The 15379-nt window shown below is 39.9% G+C and carries 19 protein-coding genes; 5 read left to right on the forward strand and 14 right to left on the reverse strand.

All coding sequences use genetic code 11. The features are described from left to right. Window positions 1-108 precede the first annotated feature (108 nt). From ACE1TH_RS08760 to ACE1TH_RS08780, 5 genes are all read right to left on the reverse strand, one after another. Window positions 109-387 (reverse strand): sporulation YhaL family protein, encoded by a 279-nt coding sequence (locus ACE1TH_RS08760; protein ID WP_099300280.1) that lies wholly within the window; start codon window positions 385-387, stop codon window positions 109-111. An 80-nt stretch (window positions 388-467) separates the two neighbouring features. Further along, window positions 468-1427 carry a 3'-5' exoribonuclease YhaM gene (yhaM, locus tag ACE1TH_RS08765; protein WP_099300279.1) on the reverse strand — a complete coding sequence of 320 codons (960 nt, stop codon included), beginning with the start codon at window positions 1425-1427 and terminating at the stop codon, window positions 468-470. 140 nt (window positions 1428-1567) lie between these two features. Next, window positions 1568-2998 carry a sensor histidine kinase gene (locus ACE1TH_RS08770; RefSeq protein ID WP_375078745.1) on the reverse strand — a complete coding sequence of 477 codons (1431 nt, stop codon included), beginning with the start codon at window positions 2996-2998 and terminating at the stop codon, window positions 1568-1570. Continuing rightward, a complete protein-coding gene (locus ACE1TH_RS08775; RefSeq protein WP_099300277.1) occupies window positions 2995-3675 on the reverse strand; it encodes a response regulator transcription factor in 681 nt (226 codons plus the stop codon). Before ACE1TH_RS08775 ends, ACE1TH_RS08770 begins: the two co-directional genes overlap by 4 nt. Window positions 3676-3834: 159 nt before the next feature. Continuing rightward, a complete protein-coding gene (locus tag ACE1TH_RS08780) occupies window positions 3835-4167 on the reverse strand; it encodes a hypothetical protein (RefSeq protein ID WP_099300276.1) in 333 nt (110 codons plus the stop codon). Between the two features lie 99 nt (window positions 4168-4266). On the opposite strand from ACE1TH_RS08780, the gene ACE1TH_RS08785 reads away from it, so the two are divergent. Further along, window positions 4267-4449, forward strand: a complete 183-nt coding sequence (locus tag ACE1TH_RS08785) for a YhzD family protein (protein ID WP_099300275.1) — start codon at window positions 4267-4269, stop codon at window positions 4447-4449. Between the two features lie 64 nt (window positions 4450-4513). Here ACE1TH_RS08785 and ACE1TH_RS08790 read toward each other — a convergent pair whose 3' ends face one another. The 3 genes from ACE1TH_RS08790 to ACE1TH_RS08800 form a co-directional block, all read right to left on the reverse strand. Then, complete coding sequence (locus tag ACE1TH_RS08790) at window positions 4514-5368, reverse strand: HAD-IIB family hydrolase (protein ID WP_176554181.1); 855 nt, start codon at window positions 5366-5368, stop codon at window positions 4514-4516. A gap of 134 nt (window positions 5369-5502) precedes the next feature. Further along, a complete protein-coding gene (locus ACE1TH_RS08795) occupies window positions 5503-5859 on the reverse strand; it encodes a YlbF/YmcA family competence regulator (RefSeq protein WP_099300273.1) in 357 nt (118 codons plus the stop codon). A 66-nt stretch (window positions 5860-5925) separates the two neighbouring features. Then, window positions 5926-7065, reverse strand: coding sequence for a DUF445 domain-containing protein (locus ACE1TH_RS08800; RefSeq protein ID WP_255225033.1), 1140 nt, complete (start codon window positions 7063-7065; stop codon window positions 5926-5928). Between the two features lie 158 nt (window positions 7066-7223). Here ACE1TH_RS08800 and ACE1TH_RS08805 point away from each other — a divergent pair, with 158 nt between their 5' ends. From ACE1TH_RS08805 to ACE1TH_RS08820, 4 genes are all read left to right on the forward strand, one after another. Further along, a complete protein-coding gene (locus ACE1TH_RS08805; RefSeq protein ID WP_375078746.1) occupies window positions 7224-7454 on the forward strand; it encodes a DUF5342 family protein in 231 nt (76 codons plus the stop codon). A 43-nt stretch (window positions 7455-7497) separates the two neighbouring features. Then, window positions 7498-7647, forward strand: coding sequence for a hypothetical protein (locus tag ACE1TH_RS08810; RefSeq protein WP_176554180.1), 150 nt, complete (start codon window positions 7498-7500; stop codon window positions 7645-7647). Between the two features lie 75 nt (window positions 7648-7722). Further along, window positions 7723-8586, forward strand: a complete 864-nt coding sequence (locus tag ACE1TH_RS08815) for a helix-turn-helix domain-containing protein (protein ID WP_255225032.1) — start codon at window positions 7723-7725, stop codon at window positions 8584-8586. Between the two features lie 112 nt (window positions 8587-8698). Then, the gene (locus ACE1TH_RS08820) at window positions 8699-9796 is read left to right on the forward strand and encodes an ABC transporter ATP-binding protein (protein ID WP_255225031.1); all 1098 of its coding nucleotides are present in this window, start codon (window positions 8699-8701) and stop codon (window positions 9794-9796) included. Window positions 9797-9846: 50 nt separating this feature from the next. Here ACE1TH_RS08820 and ACE1TH_RS08825 read toward each other — a convergent pair whose 3' ends face one another. The 6 genes from ACE1TH_RS08825 to ACE1TH_RS08850 all read right to left on the reverse strand — a co-directional run bounded on the left by ACE1TH_RS08825 (window position 9847) and on the right by ACE1TH_RS08850 (window position 15282). Next, window positions 9847-10053: an alpha/beta-type small acid-soluble spore protein gene (locus tag ACE1TH_RS08825; RefSeq protein ID WP_099300268.1), complete on the reverse strand. Its 207-nt coding sequence runs from the start codon at window positions 10051-10053 to the stop codon at window positions 9847-9849. Window positions 10054-10234: 181 nt separating this feature from the next. Next, window positions 10235-11764, reverse strand: coding sequence for an acyl-CoA carboxylase subunit beta (locus ACE1TH_RS08830; RefSeq protein ID WP_099300267.1), 1530 nt, complete (start codon window positions 11762-11764; stop codon window positions 10235-10237). 10 nt (window positions 11765-11774) lie between these two features. After that, window positions 11775-12554 (reverse strand): enoyl-CoA hydratase, encoded by a 780-nt coding sequence (locus ACE1TH_RS08835; RefSeq protein WP_375078805.1) that lies wholly within the window; start codon window positions 12552-12554, stop codon window positions 11775-11777. Then, window positions 12547-12759: an acetyl-CoA carboxylase biotin carboxyl carrier protein subunit gene (locus ACE1TH_RS08840; protein ID WP_099300266.1), complete on the reverse strand. Its 213-nt coding sequence runs from the start codon at window positions 12757-12759 to the stop codon at window positions 12547-12549. The genes ACE1TH_RS08835 and ACE1TH_RS08840 overlap by 8 nt, the downstream gene beginning before the upstream one ends. Further along, entirely contained in the window at window positions 12756-14123 is a 1368-nt protein-coding gene (locus tag ACE1TH_RS08845) for an acetyl-CoA carboxylase biotin carboxylase subunit (protein ID WP_375078747.1), read from the reverse strand. Before ACE1TH_RS08845 ends, ACE1TH_RS08840 begins: the two co-directional genes overlap by 4 nt. A 16-nt stretch (window positions 14124-14139) precedes the next feature. After that, window positions 14140-15282 carry an acyl-CoA dehydrogenase family protein gene (locus tag ACE1TH_RS08850; protein ID WP_099300264.1) on the reverse strand — a complete coding sequence of 381 codons (1143 nt, stop codon included), beginning with the start codon at window positions 15280-15282 and terminating at the stop codon, window positions 14140-14142. Between the last annotated feature and the right edge of the window lie 97 nt (window positions 15283-15379).

A 15379-nucleotide genomic window follows, 5' to 3' on the forward strand; every position in this document is an offset into this window, starting at 1 on the left:
ACACATTACCCCTATTATGACGTATGCTCGTCATTTTGTTTAAAAAGGACTAAAAAACCCTTCAGAACGTTCCTCGCGCCTCTCTGAAGGGTCTGCCATCACCTTTATTTAGCTATCTTTTTGTTCTTTTAATTTCTTTGCTTCTTGAATGCGTTCCATGTATACATTCCCCTCTTGCTCAATCCACTCTTCATCCATCACTTTATCTTCTCTCATCGTCTTAACCCATTGATAGCCACTAAATACAATCCCAAGCATAAGCAGATACGTCCACCATGGGCTTGCTACAATCAGTTCACCCACAGAGGTTTGTGTTAAAAGAAAGGCAAGGACTAGTACAGCTACGGCTCCAAGTGCAAGATATTGGCTTGTCTCTTTTGATTTCATTAGATAAATTCACCCTTTCTACTTTCTACTAAGCGTTCTTTTTCTAATGATATGCACAGCCAAATCGATGTAGAACATGTTTATAAATCTAACGGCTTTTTATGGAAGCTTGGTTTATAGAAACTTCGATTTTCTAAAGGCATTACCCGTTCAGAAAATTCGCCTGGCTCTACTCGTTCAAGTGCTCGATCCATCATATTAATCTTTGCATCAACATTATCAATCATGTGGAGCACTTCGGCTTCACGAATATAAGGAGGTTTAGGGCTGCCCCATTCGCCTTTTCCATGATGACTAAGCATTAAATGCTGAAGAATAATCAGTTCTTCTCCTTCAATATTTAGCTCATGTGCAGCTTCGTGAATTTCCATTGCGCCAATTGAAATGTGTCCTAGTAGTTTCCCTTCAAGCGTATACGTTGTATCAATGGCACCGGAAAGCTCCTTCACTTTCCCGATATCATGAAGAATCACGCCCGCATAAAGGAGATCTGTATCTAAATTCGTGTATTGTGCAGCAATGTTTTTGGCTAGTCGAAGCATAGATACAACATGAAAAGCTAACCCGCCCATGAATTCGTGATGGTTTTTCGTTGCAGCTGGGGATTCAACAAATGCCGCTTGATGTTTTTTTACAATAAAGCGCGTAATACGTTGGATGTTTGGATTTTGGATGTCAAAAATAAACTGATTCACTTCATCAAGCATATCTTCAGCAGATAATGGCGCTGATCGCACAAAATCGTTAATCTCAACACCATCCATCGGGCTTGTTGGTCGTATGCTCGCAATTTTCAGCTGTGTGCGTCCTCTATAATCAATCACATCACCTTGTATGTGAACAATCGTTTTATTGACAAATGTCCCTTCATCTTCTGGTGAAACGCCCCATAATTTCGCTTCAATTTCCCCTGTATGATCACCTAAAATTAATGTTAAGAAAGGTTTTGAATTACTTGCTATTTGTTTTGTTGCAGTCTTTATTAACAAGTAACGATTTACCGCTTCTCCCACTTGGTGATATTTAATTCCTTTTTCCACAACCGTCACCTCAATCTACTGTTTTATCTATTTTCAGTATAGCACAGACAGCTTCCAACGTATTAGCGCTTATTTCCTATCAATAAAAAAAGCTTAATCCTCTCAACAGGATTAAGCGAAGTGAGGCTCAAAACCATCACTTATGACGACGGTGGGCGTTTCTTGTCTTTTTTCTTTGGCTTCGCATCTAAAGCTTCTGCTTGATGCGGTTTTGGTAAACCAATCGTAAACCGAACACCTTTATCAATGTTTTCTACTTTCGCAAAACCGTGATGCAATTCAGCAATTTGTTTGACAATCGCTAGTCCGAGACCGAATTTACCTTTGTTTCCTTTATAAAATGGACTGAACAATTTACTTAAATCTGCATCGATGGGGTCGCCTTCATTTTCTACAATTACATAGGAGTAACGTTCGTCTTCCTCCGCTTTAATTGTTAATTCACGCTGCGCATACCTTAGTCCATTTTCAACTAAGTTTTCTAGAAGAACCTCACACTGTTCAATATCGGCTTTCATGACTTTTTCGGCACCCTGTACAAGTATGGTCACATCATCTCGTTGATAGCGAAACCGTTCTTCAATTTGATAAGCTAACTTTCCAAAAGGAAACGCTTCTACTTTTAACTGTTCCTTCTGCATTTGATCAAGTTTTGTATAATAAAGCATATCAATCACGCGGCGTTCCATTCGATTGGCTTCTTCTGTTATGACATCCATTGTTTTCCCGAGATTTTCTTTTGGTAAAATGCCGTCTTTCACAGACTGGGCATAGCTTTTTATGACCATAATCGGCGTTTTTAATTCATGAGAAGCGTGTTGAATAAACGTTTTTTGCGCACGATCGTAACTATTTAAATTCTGTCTCATTCGTTCAAATTGATACGATAGCCGCTCAAAATCTTCGTCACCTTCCCACCTGAGTGGTTCTTGCCAGTTGCGATTTGCAATTTGCTCTAAATGATTCTCTAATATCGCCAGTGGTTGACGTAGATAGTGCTTTAACCAAATGGCTGGCAATAAACTTAACGCACTTGTCAACAAGAGCAAATAAAGCAATCGTTCCCATAAATTTTGAACCATTTCATCTCGATATGTATCCCACATATACGTAATCAAGTACAAGTCCGACCCTTCTGCTGGACTGGCCAAATCGTTAATCGTATAAAATAAGGTCTGTCCACCAAATGTTGTTTCATATCTACCTGTCTGATTATCTTGTTCGATGGCATTGTAGCGCATCTCTTCATGTACAGGTGGGTCGGGCACGACATCAATTGGCGTATTATAAATGGCGTATGTCGAACCAGTAATTTCAATTAAAAAAGAAACGGTGGCTCGTTGTTCTTGTCTAGATTGGTAAAATCCAGGTTGTTGACTCAAAAACGTTTCCCAATTAGCATCTTCTTGCATTAACTGGTCGCGAACGCTATTATCAATAATTTGATAGGTTTCTTCTGTTAATGCGCCTCGAATAGAAATAGGATACACGATAATGATTGAAAGCGCCACGAGCACAATTAACGAAACGAATGCAAGCCAAATTCGTCTCGTTAAATTTATTTTTATCATGAGGATAGAATCCGATAGCCGTAGCCATATAGCGTTTCTAGATGGATGCGCGGCATTTTCTTACGTACACGGCGGACCACGTCATCAACTGCTCTCTCTGAGCCAAAATAGTTGTCTCCCCACACATGTTCAATAATTTTCTCTCGTGAAAAGGCTTTTCCAATTTCTGCGGATAATAACAACATTAAATCCATTTCCTTTGTCGTTAAATCGACTGCTTCATTATTTTCTTCAGTGTCAATAATAGTCCGACCAATCGGATCAATAGTATACGCATTTAATTCTACTTTTTGTACATCAGATGTGTTTGAGCCGTATACACGATTTAAGATTTTTTTCACGCGAATAATTAATTCTTGTGGCAAGAACGGCTTTGACAAATAGTCATCACTACCCATTTCCAACCCTAGTACACGATCGAGATCTTGATCTCGTGCAGAAATAAAAATAACTGGCGTATCTTCTTCATTTTTTATCGCTTTTAATACTTGATAGCCATCCGTTCCAGGCAACATAATATCTAATACCCAAAGGTGTGGCTTGTCCGATACCGCTTCAACAGCTGCATCTCCATTATCAAAAACGGTCACATTCCAACCTTCTTTTTGCATATATGCTTTCAAAACTTCTGATAAATTTTCTTCATCTTCAACTAAGTAGATATCATACATTTCCATTATTAACATCCTCTCTTCCGGTTCACGGTTCACTTGTAGTTACATTTTACATAATTTCGAGGGGAAACGCCATTTATGTCCTTAAATTACGTAATCTCACGCATTTTTTCGTTGATTTTTCCACGATTATGTAATAAAAGGCTAACTCAATAGAGTAGCCTAAAGTAACGCAACGGCTGCAAGTGCAGTTAACGGTAACACCCAGCGTCTCCATCCATAAGGTCGAAAACCTCCATATCCGTATGGTGGGTATCCGTATGGTTGGTACCCGTAACCATAGCGGTGTGCTTCATTTTCATTCATTGATTGAAATCCTTCTAATTGCGTAATTTGCATCGGATATTCATTTTGGTCAACTGGATAAAGAACATGAAGATTTTCCTGGTCCACATATTCAATAACTGATTCAAACTCTTCACCGTTCGCTAAGGATACTTTGACAGGATAATTCGTATAGCGCTGACAAAGCGACATCATGTTTTCATTACTCATGTTGTATTCCCCCTTTTGCTTTAGTCTATTCATCTCATAAAAATAGGTGAATACACATGTTATTCATGATAAACTAAATGAAAACGCTAACAGGAGGACATGATGACTTACTTTTTAACGGCTTTTAATAAAGATAGCTCCGTTGTGTTAAATGAACGAATTGAAGCAGACACAGAAGAACACGCCATTTCTGAAGCGAAGACAAAACTGCAAGAGGTCCATGCAGAAGGGTTAACGCACCGTTTAACGTTGAACGGCAAAATGATCTTATTTGCTCGATGAAGCAGTCATATGAATATGGACACAGCCAAAAACCCAGCTGGAATCATACCGGCTGGGTTTCGCTTTATTCTTTCATTTGTATGTTTAATTGTTTTCGAAATACTTCGTGAACCATATATGCTAAACCATCTTGTTCGGTCGTTCTTGTCACCCAATTCGCTTTTTCTTGGACTGTTTGCGGGGCATCGCCCATTGCTACACCGAGACCTGCCATTGCCACCATTTCTGCATCTTCATGCCCGGCTCCAACCACAACAATTTGATCAAGCGACAATTGATCTTTGTTGACTAGCCATTGTAGCGCTCTTTCTTTTTCAGCCCCTGCGCCAACGACAAAACATTCGCCTTTATTCGTATACGTAACAGTCAAGTCAGGGATTTCTTCCTTTAATGTCTCACAAATATAGGCTAAATCTTTTTCTTCTTCACATTTTAAACCTACGTTTAGCGGCCCTTTCCCTTCTTTAAGCACATGTTCATAGAGCGAATCTACGTAGGTAAGTGGATAAAGGATTTGTTCTCCTGGCGAATTGAACGACATTCTCGCTAACAACGTTTGTTTATGTTGCGGACGAATGGAAGCACAGTAGTCTCCGTACTGTAGTTTCACTTCACAATCAAAACGCTCCAGTACATGACATAGATCAAGCGTCGATTCCAAACTCAATGGTCGATTGTACCATTCATTTTGATTCGTATCTGATATAAGAGCGCCGCCATGCGCAATCATCATGCTATCTACCTTTAAATTGCGAGCGATTTTCTTTGCATATGAAAAAGACTGGTTTGTCACTAAGACGACTGATACTTGCTTCTTTGCTAAATAGGACATTGCTGACTTTGTCTTTTTGCTTGCTTTCATATCCCCTTCTAGAAACATTTTATCAATGTTCATAACTAACAAATTATAGGTTTTCAAGCGTGTTCCTCCTCCGAGAAATTCATGTTGTAAAACAAGACCCATCTTGTTTAAGACTTATGCGAATATAGCCGAAGTAGAACTTGAAACCATAGAAAAAACCACCACATTCAATGAAAGTGGTGGTTTGATACTTACTGTTCTTGAGAAGGATCGCCGTAAATCTTCTCTAATGGTTCCGTGATGATTTTGTTTAACTCTGTAATAATCACGCTAAGCTGTTGCTCTGCTTCCATTAGTTTTGAAATAAGCTCATGCTGTTGAACAAGTTCAAATTGCTGTTGCGCTTGTTGCGCTTCTTCTTCAGAAATTTGAATGCCTTGCATTTGCTTTTGTTGAAGATCTAGTTGAAGCTTACGAAAGTTTTCAAGCATTTTTTTTGCAATCTCATCCGCTTCAATTTGTTCATGTAGCTCATGAAGGGACTTGAACTCTTCACTTTGCTCAAGTGCATCCTTTAATTCATGTGCTTTATCATATGTCATACTCATGTTTATCACTCCCTACCAACCGACTATAACACGTCAGTCTATAGAATTCACGTCATATGATGGATCCTAATAAAAAAAGTGGACAATGACCGCTTGGATTAAACCGACAATACCTCCAATTAATCCTCCTAGCAACGTAATTAAACGTAGCTCCTTTCGCGTGATCGTCATGATGAGATCTTCTAAAGTAGCCATTGAAAACGAAGCAACTTGCTGCTCAATCACTTCATTTAAACGTAAGCTTGCCAAAATTGACGCTAAATGTACTTGAATATAGCCTGTAGTTACTTTTACTACTTGCGGTGCCCAATTTTCTACAATACGTTCCATGTAAGGCGTGGTCCATGTATGCAGTGGTGCATCATACCAATTTAGAAGTGGAATTTTATCTTCAATTCCATCTGTAGCTTTATCAATTACATCATCAATATAAGTCTCTGCATTGAATGAAGACAACGGCTTCTCTAACAGCTGGTTCCATTCTCGAGCGAGCAGCCCATGCAGCATATCTTTCGTTTTTTCATCGTTAAGAAACTTAATAATCTCTGGATAAAGCATATCAACAACTTTTTCACTTGATAAAAACATTGATAGCATTCCGCCGAGCTTTCCTTTTGAAGACAAAAAGTTCGAAGCCATAGCGACCATCTTTTCTTGACCATCTGCACTTTCTACATAGGATTTTGCTTTTTCAATCATTTTTTCTGACAGTTTCGGCAGATAAGTTAGTACGGTTGTCTGCACTTCTAACGGAACAAACTGCTTTGCTGAAACATCTTGATTGTTTTCGATATATCGTTTTATTCGTTCTTTTATCCACGATTTCGATTTTACAACAAACGCTTCTTTCCCATCTTCCACCGTTAAGATTGACTTTAATAAGGATTCAACTGTTTGTTCACTCATTAACCATTTCTTTAGGCGTTCACTTACCCAAGTTGTTAATTCGTTCGAGAAAACGTCACTACTAATTTTTTTTCCGAGTCCTTCAGCTGTAAGCAAATGATTTGAGACGATGTTCCCCATTTGCTTTGCGAGTTCTTGTTGCCTTCTTGGTAATAAACCAGGTGTAAATGGCAGTTGCCACTTTCCTAAATGATAAGCGCGATGAGGTCGAAACAACATCCGAATAGCTAACGCATTTGTCGCCGCTCCAACGATCGCACCAACAACTGCGAGAACGAAAACTAATAAAACCCATTGCACATTAAACGCTTACTGCTTATCTGCAGCAAACTGCCTCCCTTGTATCTAAATTCATCTTGTTCATTACAAGTATAGCTTATTTTTCTCCACACAGAAAACGAACATTATGATAGACTAATTCATGTAACCCTTTTCATTATGATAAAGGAGTGATTCTGATGCTTGTTCACTTTCAGTATAAGCCATTACAGCATAAACAACGAAATCAAAGTTGGCTCTTTTCATTTTATTTTCAAGGACAGTTTACATCAGGTACGTATTACTATGATGGGACGATTGAATGGGACAGCCCACCAAAACAATTGGACAAGGAAGAAGAATTGAAACATGCTGTTCATGATTTGATGCTTTATCATGTTTATGAGGATGAACATCAGCCGCAAGAATAAAAGATGAGCAATTTGCCATTCTAAATAGTAGGAGGGATGGCAAATGGATGAACGTAAGGACATTGACAGCCGTAAGGAATATGAACTCGATATTGATCGCTATGTGAATGAAGGATTAAATGGAGGTCGCGTTGACCCGGATTCTGGCGGCAAAATTGAAGAAGACATTCCCCTTTCAAAAGAAAAACAATGAGAAAGGAGCTCAATTTTGAGCTTCTTTTTTGTTATACTACAAACAAGTTCTACATATAGAAAGGTTTGTTCTTTCATGAATGCAATTATAAAAGAAACATTTTCGCATGCTTTATGGCAACCAACAGATGAGTTAGCACACCGTTTAGCCTTTCAATCCCAACAAGAAATGATTTATATGCATCGTCTGAAATTAACTGAACGGGAAAAAACGTTGTTGTCTTTGTTGCTATCAGAGCCGGATGATATCCCAAAACCACTAACCAAACATGAACAAGAATGGTATACCTACATTTATCGAGATGGGCCACAGCCCCAATTGGATCGCTCCCTTACCGGGCTTCATTTTTATGTAGAACAACCGATCGTAGAAATTGAAGCATTTAGAGAAGCCGTTCTTTCTTTCTTTCCATCTCAGACTCTGTTGCTATGGGAAAGTGAACGAACCGGGGTTCTGTTATTTCCTTCCGATTACCACGATTATGATTTAGACGCGATTATTGAACTAATTGAATCTGATTTTTATACAACCATCCGCACGTTTCTAGGCGTTCCTTTAAGAGCGAGTCATATGCGCTCTTCTCTATCGTTTGAAAGAGACTTGTTTACGAAGCGGATTGAACTTAAAAAGGGACCACATACATTCGATGTCGCTACCTCAAGTCTGATTGAGATTAAGAATCATATTGATCCTGATCGTTTTCAGCAACTGCGTTTTCACTTTTTCTCAAATGAACTACTGCAAGATCGCGAATTAATTCATACGGTGACGACTTTTCTTAAACAGAATCTTAATACGTCACAAACCGCAAAGGAACTCCACCTTCATCGCAATAGCCTTCAATACCGACTAGATAAATTTAGCGCACAAACAGGTTTAGATTTAAGATTATTTACACACGCTACACTAACCTTTCTTCTTTTAAAACAGCCACACTAATGTACAGATTGCACAAAGACTCACATTTAATCTTTGTGCAACCTGTACATAGCTTTCTTTTTATGTAAGGGGTTACAATAAAAGCAGTTAATGATTATAAGGGGGAAGAAAAATGGCTTCTATTCAATTAAACAATGTATACAAAGTATATGATGGGGATGTTACAGCGGTTTCCGATTTTAATCTTGATATTCAGGATAAAGAGTTTATCGTATTTGTTGGACCTTCTGGTTGTGGAAAATCAACAACACTACGAATGATTGCAGGTCTTGAAGAGATTTCTAAAGGAGACTTAGTTATCGGTGACAAACGGATGAACGACGTCGCGCCTAAAGATCGTGACATTGCCATGGTTTTCCAAAACTATGCTCTTTATCCGCATATGAATGTTTATGACAATATGGCGTTTGGTTTAAAACTAAGAAAGTTTAAAAAGGAAGAAATAAAAAAACGTGTAGATAATGCTGCGAAAATTTTAGGATTAGAAGAGATGCTTGATCGTAAACCGAAAGCGATGTCAGGCGGTCAGCGTCAGCGTGTTGCACTCGGTCGTGCAATTGTACGTGACCCTCAAGTTTTCTTGATGGATGAACCTCTTTCAAACTTAGATGCGAAACTTCGTGTACAGATGCGTGCAGAAATAACAAAACTTCATAAACGTCTACAAACGACAACGATTTATGTCACACATGACCAAACAGAAGCTATGACAATGGCAACAAGAATTGTCATTATGAAAGATGGTTTAATTCAACAAATTGGTACACCGAAAGATGTGTACGATAACCCAGAGAATGTTTTTGTTGGTGGCTTTATTGGTTCTCCATCAATGAACTTCTTATCTGGTAAGTTAGATGGCAATGAATTCGTTATTAATAATCAGCGCATTCAAGTGCCAGAAGGAAAACTTTCCATTCTGCGTGAACAAGGCTTTGCCAATAAAGAGCTTATTTTAGGCATCCGTCCTGAAGATATCCATGATGAGCCTGTCTTTATTTCTTCATCTGAAGGTTCTAAAATTGATGCATTAATTGATGTTGCCGAGTTAACTGGTGCAGAAACGGTTCTCTACTCTTCAATTGAAGGCCAAGAATTTGTTGCGCGCGTCGACTCTCGTACAACAGCACAAAGTGGCGACACCATTGAACTTGCCCTTAACATGAATAAAGCTCATTTCTTCAATCCAGAAGATGAACAGCGCATCCGCTAATAAAAAAGAGACGAGTCACTCGTCTCTTTTTCTAATTCCATTTTATTTAATTATTTTTGGTAACCGCCACTCATTTGTTGTTCAGCCATTTGAACTAAACGTTTAGTGATTTCCCCACCAACTGAACCGTTTGCACGAGCCGTTGTATCAGGACCAAGGTTAACACCAAATTCTGAAGCAATCTCGTACTTCATTTGATCAAGTGCTTGTTGTACACCTGGTACAACTAGGTTGTTTGAACTTCTGTTATCTGCCATTATTGTTTCACCTCCCTGTGTAACTATAGAATGTCTCCTTGTCTCTTTTTCTATGTATGCTTTTATAAAAAAATTTTTTAGGAAAAGTTATCCAACACGCTACCTCTAAACGACAAAGAGCCTTCCCAAAATGGATCCTCTCCACTTCGGTAGGCTCTTTCCTATCCTCTTCACATGCACATTAAACTGGATAAACTGGGTGTTTTCGATCCGTAAAGACGACATCTTTTGTTTCATAAAGCGCAAATCGTTTTGTTAGCTCATTGCGCAAGTCATTTCCGTTCACAACCCCATCTATTACGAGTTCAGATGCCAAGCGATACACATCAATGTTCTGTTTATATTCATCTCTTTTTTCAGCTATAAACGCATTACGTTCCTCTGGCTCTAGCTCAGCAATTTTATTTGCATAAACGGCATTTACCGCAGCTTCTGGACCCATCACTGCAATTTGCGCTTGTGGTAGCGCTAAACAACAATCCGGATCAAATGCAGGCCCTGCCATTGCATAAAGACCAGCACCGTACGCTTTACGCACGACAACAGAAATCTTTGGTACGGTTGCTTCCGCCATCGCCGAAATCATTTTTGCGCCATGGCGAATAATTCCAGCACGTTCCACTTTTGTTCCAATCATAAAGCCCGGAATATCTGCGAGGAATAATAGCGGAATATGATAGGCATCACATAAGGTGATAAATCGAGCAGCTTTATCAGCCGAATCATGGAACAAGACGCCACCTTTTGCCTTAGGTTGATTGGCAATAATACCGATTGTTCTTCCATTTAATCGCGCAAAACCTGTAATCAATTCTGGCGCAAACAATTTTTTTATTTCAAAAAAACTATTGTCGTCAATGAGTCGATCCAACAAGTCATACATATTAAACGGTGTGTTTTGATTTTCAGGAATAATATCTTCAATGGTTTTCGGTAAATCCTTTGGCAATACCGGCTCAGTCATTGCTACTTTTTCTTTATAACTCCGTGGTACGTACGAGATGTACTCTCTTGCATGGTCGATTGCTTCAAGCTCATCTTTTGCGAGAATGTCACCACAACCCGAAACACTGCAGTGCATGGAAGCCCCACCCATCTCTTCTAGGCTAACATTTTCTCCGATAACCATTTGAGCCATTCGTGGAGAGCCCAAATACATAGAAGCGTTTCCTTCCACCATAATAACGAGATCGCAAAATGCGGGAATATACGCACCACCAGCTGCTGAAGGACCGAATAAAATACATACTTGAGGAATTTTCCCTGACAGCTTAACTTGGTTATGAAAAATTCTCCCAGCTCCTCTTCGACCTGGAAACATTTCGACTTGATCCGTTATACGAGCCCCTGCTGAGTCAACTAAATATAGCATCGGAACAGCTAATTTCTCCGCAGTTTCTTGTATACGAATAATTTTTTCTACCGTTCTTGCTCCCCAAGAACCAGCCTTTACTGTTGAATCGTTCGCCATGACACACACTGTTTTCCCATTTATCTTGCCTGTTCCGCAAACGACACCATCTGCCGGTAACCCTTCCGCCTCTGAATTGGCAAATAACCCATCCTCGGTTTCAAGCCCATCATCTAGTAACAAAGATAAACGCTGTCGTACGAATCGTTTTCCTTTTGCTTCATTTTGGTCATGGTATTTCTCTTGACCACCTTGATAGATGGTATCGATTTTTTCCTTAAATCGCTGTTCAATCGTCATCGTTTCACCTCTAGCGCCCTTGGTAGTCGGGTTTTCTTTTTTCTTTAAAAGCCTTCAAACCTTCCATTCGATCATCTGTGCGTATTGTTTTCTGATAGGCGTCGTTTTCGATTTTTAACCCTTCCTCAATCGAAAGGTGTGTTCCTGAATCAATCGCATGCTTAGCTGCCTGAATCGCAATTGGACCATTATTGGCAATTTGAGCTGCCAGTTCATTTGCTTTATTTTCAACCTCTTCAAATGGTACTGCATATTCACATAAGCCAATGGCTTGCGCTTCTTTCCCAGTAATTCGTTGCGCTGTGAAAATTAACTCTTTCGCTTTTCCTACACCGACAATGCTCGGTAATCGCTGTGTGCCTCCTGCACCAGGAATAATAGCAAGTGATGTTTCGGTTAGCCCATAAAGCGCGTCTTCAGAAAAGACTCGCAAGTCACTTGCTAACGCAAGTTCAAGACCTCCACCTAGTGCTAATCCGTTAGCTGCGCATATAACAGGTTGAGGAAGCTTAGATACTTCATGGATCGTCTCGCCTATTAAAAGAACCGCTTCCTGCACCTCTTCTTCATTCATCGTTATTCGCTCTTTTAAGTCTGCCCCTGCGCAAAAAGCTTTTTCCCCAGCAGAAGTCAAAATAATGACTCTTACATCTTTGTCATTTTGAAGTTTCTCCATATGAGCCTTAAGTTCTTTTAATAGTTGTGTCGACAAAGCATTCGCAGCCTGTGGTCGATTCAGCGTTAGCGTTACAACTTGTGTACCTTCTTTTGAAATCAGTTCACTAGTCAAGTTCAATTAAATGATCCCCTTCGTTTACAAATTCTCCTTCAGGCTTAACGATCGCTTTTACGGTTCCTTCAACTTCAGCTTCAATCGGAATTTCCATCTTCATGGATTCTAAAATCGCAACCTCTTGTCCTTTTTCAATTTTATCGCCTACTGCTACCACTATTTTCCACACATTCCCTGCCATTGATGCTTGAATATAACTCATGATAGAACCTCCTGAATTCGTTTTGTTAACTCGTCGTGATGCTGCTCCATAAAAGCAGTAGTTGCTTCTCCAGCTTGAAAAACTTGGTGACCTACGATCGCTTTAATAGTCGGGATATTCGTTTTAATTCCTGTGAGCGAATACGAATGAATTGCCTCGCCTAGACGACGAATGGCTTCTTCTCGATCACGGCCAACCACAATCAATTTCGCAATCATTGGGTCATAAAAATGACTAACAACACTACCAGCTTCTATTGGGCACTCATGGCGAATATGTTCCGCAGTTGGCAATGACAATTCTTGGATAGTCCCAGGTGATGGAAAAAAGCGAATAGGGTCTTCCGCATAGATTCTTGCTTCGATTGCGTGGCCCGAAAAATGGATATCTTCTTGCTTCCAAGGCAATGCTTCTCCAGATGCGATTCGAATTTGCCACTCAACGAGATCAATGTTGAAGATTTCTTCCGTTACCGGGTGCTCCACTTGAAGTCGCGTATTCATTTCTAAGAAATAGAACATTCCGTCTTCATCAACTAAGCACTCAATTGTACCTGCATTTTTATAATTGATCGCTTTTCCAGCTTGATTTGCCATTTCGACCATCGCTTTTCGAAGAGTTTCAGTTAAAAATGGTGATGGCGCTTCTTCAATAATTTTTTGATGGCGTCGCTGTATGGAGCACTCTCTTTCTCCAAAAACAAGAATATTTCCCGCTTCGTCCGCGAGCAATTGCAGCTCAATATGCCTTGGGTTGGCAATGTACTTCTCCACATAGAGAGAACCGTCTCCAAAAAACATTGAAGCCTGCTTCTTATTTTTTTCAAATGCCTTCTCACAATCTTGATCATTTCGGCAAATCGTTATGCCGATCCCTCCACCTCCGGAAGCCGCCTTCAACATAACTGGATAACCAATTTTGTTTGCCTCTTTAAGTGTATCTTCAATATTTTCGACCGCATCCGTACCTGGAATAACAGGGACTCCAGCAGCAATCATTGTTTTTCGTGCTTGTAATTTATCACCCATTAAAGAAATCGCTTTAGCGTCCGGTCCGATAAAAATAAAGCCATGATCTCGACAATTCGTTGCAAAGGAAGCTTGCTCGGATAATAATCCATAGCCAGGGTGAATCGCGTCCACTTTTGCTTCTGTTGCAATAGTTAAAATACGGTTTTGATTTAAATAACTTTCCTGAACGTTTGATTTACCAACGTAATAGGCTTCGTCCGCTAATTTTGTGTGCTGTGCCTGTTCGTCGGCTTCTGAATAAATTGCAACTGTGCGAATGCCCATCTTTTTACACGTTCGGATAATACGAGATGCAATTTCACCTCGGTTAGCGATTAAAATAGATGTAATCAAACCGCTCTCCCCTCCTTTATTTGCCTAGGCCTAAGTGTCTAGCAATGACGAGGCGTTGGATTTCTGACGTGCCTTCTCCAATTTCAAGTAATTTAGCATCTCGCAACATCCGCTCGACTTCATACTCGCGCATATAGCCATAACCACCATGAATTTGTATCGCTTCATTACATGTGCGTGTAGCCATTTCTGAAGCAAAAAGTTTTGCATAAGCCGCTTCTTTCCCAAACGGCTTACCACTATCTTTTAGCTTTGCCGCTGTATGCACCATATTCCTTGCAAGTTCAATTTCCATCGCCATATCAGCGAGCTTAAATTGAATGGCTTGAAACGAACTAATTGACTTCCCGAACTGCTTTCGTTCTTTAGAATAGGCTAACGCGCGGTCAAATGCTGCTTGTGCAATGCCTACTGCAAGAGCGGCTATCGAAATTCGTCCCCCATCAAGCGTATAAAGAAATTGACTAAAGCCCTTTTCCGGGTCTCCTAATAAGTTCTCTTTTGGCACTCGAACATCCTCTAAAACAAGCTCGCACGTATTCGAAGCGCGCACACCCATCTTGTCGTAATTGGATGAAATTTTAAATCCTGGTGAATCCGTTGGCACAATAAACGCAGAGATCATTTTTTTCCCATTTTCTTTTTGACCGACTACGGCTGTGACAATCACCGTTCGCGAATATTCCGCATTTGTTATCCAGCACTTTTCTCCATTGATGATGTATTCGTCACCTTCTAAGCGTGCTTTCGTTTGTGTTCCTCCTGCATCCGAACCTGCATTAGGCTCTGTTAAACCAAACGCTCCTAGCGATTGCCCAGATGCTAAAGGTGTAAGATGAGCTTTTTTTTGTTCTTCTGTTCCATAATAATAAATCGGGCTTGCCCCAAGAGAAACAGCTGCGGCGTAGCTTAATCCTGTTCCTCCGCACGCATACCCAATTTCTTCAACTGCTAATGCATACGAAACTGTATCACCGCCTGAACCGCCATACTCTTCCGGGAAAGGAATACCTAAAACACCTAATTCACCTAACTTTTTGAAAATATCATTTGCAAAACGTGATTCTTTATCAAGCTGAATAGCTAATGGAGCAATTTCTTTTCGAGCAAATTGTCTTACCATGTCACGAATCATAAGTTGATCTTTTGTTAATGTCATGTGTGTGATCTCCTCTACGTTCTTAATAGTGAGCGGTCGTTCAGAATCTCGGCAATCAGATGCTTTCAAATGTAAGCGCTATCAAAATCCTAACGCA

The sequence above is a fragment of the Shouchella sp. JSM 1781072 genome (assembly GCF_041949915.1).
In the GTDB taxonomy this organism is placed as follows: Bacteria; Bacillota; Bacilli; order Bacillales; family Bacillaceae_D; genus Shouchella.